Origin of the sequence: Thauera aminoaromatica S2 (assembly GCF_000310185.1) — a bacterium.
In the GTDB taxonomy this organism is placed as follows: domain Bacteria; phylum Pseudomonadota; class Gammaproteobacteria; order Burkholderiales; family Rhodocyclaceae; genus Thauera; species Thauera aminoaromatica.
On the sequence record NZ_AMXD01000231.1, the window covers coordinates 1 to 2,968 of the forward strand.

General features: G+C 74.4%; 2 protein-coding genes. Both read left to right on the forward strand.

Annotation, left to right across the window (positions count from 1 at the left end; translation table 11 throughout):
• Positions 1-137: 137 nt before the first annotated feature.
• Positions 138-2,582, forward strand: a complete 2,445-nt coding sequence (xdhB, locus tag C665_RS18975) for a xanthine dehydrogenase molybdopterin binding subunit (protein ID WP_004327391.1) — start codon at positions 138-140, stop codon at positions 2,580-2,582.
• A 36-nt stretch (positions 2,583-2,618) separates the two neighbouring features.
• A partial coding sequence (locus C665_RS18980; RefSeq protein ID WP_004327393.1) for an XdhC family protein occupies positions 2,619-2,968 on the forward strand: 350 nt, incomplete at its 3' end.

Here is a 2,968-nt window from a genome sequence, read left to right on the forward strand (position 1 = left end):
CTACCGCCGCCGCGCCGCCGCCGGCCTGCTCGCGCGCTTCTTCCTCGAGACCCGCCCCGACGCGCCGCTCGCCGCGGCGCAGACGCGCGCCTTCGCCGCGGAAGATCTCGCCGGCGGCGGGCGCTGAGGAGAACGTGATGAACGAGCCGATCGAGCCCACCTCGTCACCGCCGGCATCCGCCCCCCCCGCCGGCCAGCCGCATCCGCACGAGTCCGCCCACCTGCACGTGGCCGGCGAGGCCACCTACGTCGACGACCTCCCCGAACCCGCCGGCACCGCACACGCGGCGCTCGGCCTGTCGACGCAGGCGCACGCGCGCATCGTGGCGATGGACTTCGGCGCGGTGCTCGCGGCGCCCGGCGTGCTCGGCGTGCTGGTGGCCGCCGACATTCCGGGACGCAACGACTGCGGGCCGATCGTGCACGACGACCCCATCCTCGCCGCAGGCGAAGTGCACTACGTCGGCCAGCCGATCTTCGCGGTGATCGCCGACGAGCGCGACGCCGCGCGCCGCGCCGCGCGCCTCGCCCGCATCGACTACGCACCGCTGCCGGCGCGGCTCGACCCGCTGGAGGCCGCATGCGCGGGCGAGCTCGTGCTGCCGCCGATGCGCCTCATGCGTGGCGACGTCGATGCGGCGCTGGCCGCGGCGCCGCATCGCGTGGAGGGGCGATGGCAGGTCGGCGGCCAGGAGCACTTCTACCTCGAAGGCCAGGTCGCGCTCGCCCAGCCGCGCGAGGACGGCTGCATGCAGGTGTGGTGTTCCACCCAGCACCCGAGCGAGATGCAGCAGGTGGTGGCGCACTGCCTGGGCATCGCCGCCCACCGCGTGGTCGTGGAGATGCGCCGCATGGGCGGCGGCTTCGGCGGCAAGGAGTCGCAGTCGGCGCTGTTCGCCTGCGTGGCGGCGCTGGCGGCGGCGAGATTTCGCCGTGCGATCAAGCTGCGCCCCGATCGCGACGACGACATCGCCATCACCGGCAAGCGCCACGACTTCCACTACGACTACACCGTCGGTCACGACGAAGAGGGCCGCCTCCTCGCGCTGCGCGTCGACATGGTCGCGCGCGCGGGCTGCTCCGCCGACCTCAGCGGCCCGGTCGCCACGCGCGCGCTCTGCCATGTCGACAACGCCTACCACCTGCCGGCGGCCGACCTCCGTGCCCGGCTCGCGCGCACCCACACCCAGTCCAACACCGCCTTCCGCGGCTTCGGCGGACCGCAGGGCGCGATCCTCGCCGAGTGGGTGATCGACGGCATCGCGCGCACGCTCGGGCGCGATCCGCTCGACGTGCGCCGCGCCAACTTCTACGGCGGCCCGGGGCGCGACACCACGCCCTACGGCCAGGTGGTCGCCGACAACGTGCTGCACGCGCTGGTCGACGAACTCGAAGCGAGCAGCGACTACCGCGCCCGCCGCGCCGAGATCGCCGCCTTCAACGCCGCCGCTCCGGTGCTGCGGCGCGGGCTGGCGCTCACCCCGGTGAAGTTCGGCATCTCCTTCAACCTCACCCACCTGAACCAGGCCGGCGCGCTGGTGCATGTGTATGCCGACGGCTCGGTGCTGGTAAACCACGGCGGTACCGAGATGGGCCAGGGCCTGCACACCAAGGTCTGCCAGGTGGTCGCCGCCGAGCTCGGCATCGCGCTCGAGCGCGTGCGCGCCACCGCCACCGACACCAGCAAGGTGGCCAACACCTCGGCCACCGCGGCCTCCACCGGCGCCGACCTCAACGGCCAGGCCGCGGCCGCCGCCGCGCGCACGATCCGCATGCGCCTGGCGGAGTTCGCACTGCGCCGCTTCGCCGAGGGGGGCGAGGGGGGCCAAGGCGAAGACCGCGGCGATGCGCGCCCAGGCCGCCGGCCCGCCGACCCGGCCGCGGTGCGCTTCGCCGACGGCCAGGTGTACGTCGGTGCACACACGATCCCCTTCGCCGAGCTCGTCGGCGCGGCCTACCGCGCCCGCGTGCAGCTGTGGTCCGACGGCTTCTACGCCACGCCCGGACTGCACTGGGACGCGGCCACGCTCACCGGCCACCCCTTCCATTACTTCGCCTACGGCGCGGCGGTGTCCGAGGTGGTGGTCGACACGCTCACCGGCGAATGGCGCCTGCTGCGCGCCGACCTGCTGCACGACGCCGGCAGCTCGATCAACCCGGCGATCGACCGCGGCCAGGTCGAGGGCGCCTTCATCCAGGGCATGGGCTGGCTCACCATGGAAGAGCTGTGGTGGAACGCCGAGGGCCGCCTGATGACCCACGCGCCTTCCACCTACAAGATCCCCGCCGCGCACGACTGCCCGGCGGACCTGCGCGTGCGCCTGTTCCACAACCCCAACCGCGCCGACACCCTCCTGCGCTCCAAGGCGGTCGGCGAACCGCCGCTGCTGCTCGGTTTCTCGGTCTTCTTCGCGCTGCGCGACGCCATCGCCGCCGCCGGCGACGGCCACAGCAACCCGCCCCTGCGCGCACCCGCCACCCCCGAGGCCATCCTCGACGCGCTCGACGCGGTGCGCCGGCGCCCGACGCCCGACGCCCGACGCCCGACGCCCGACGCCTCCCATCTGACGCCTGACGCCTGACCCCCCGACGTTTCGTCCTTCGCAGCTCACCTCCCCTTGCCCTCCTGGATCTCCACCCTCTCCTGTCTGCTCGAGACCGACGCCCGCGCGGTCCTGGTCACGGTCGCCGCCACACGAGGTTCGGCACCGCGCGCCGCGGGTGCGCACATGGTGGTGACGGCCGCCCAGGTGCAGGGCAGCGTCGGCGGCGGCCGGCTGGAGCAGCGCGCCATCGGGATCGCGCGCGAGCTGCTCGTCGCCGACGCCCCTTCCCCGCGCCTCGAACGTTTCGCCCTCGGCGCCAGCCTCGGCCAGTGCTGCGGCGGCGTCGTGGTGCTGGCCTTCGAGCGCGTCGGCCCGGCACAGCGGGAGTGGGTCGGGCGCGCCGCCACGCTCGCCGCCGCAGG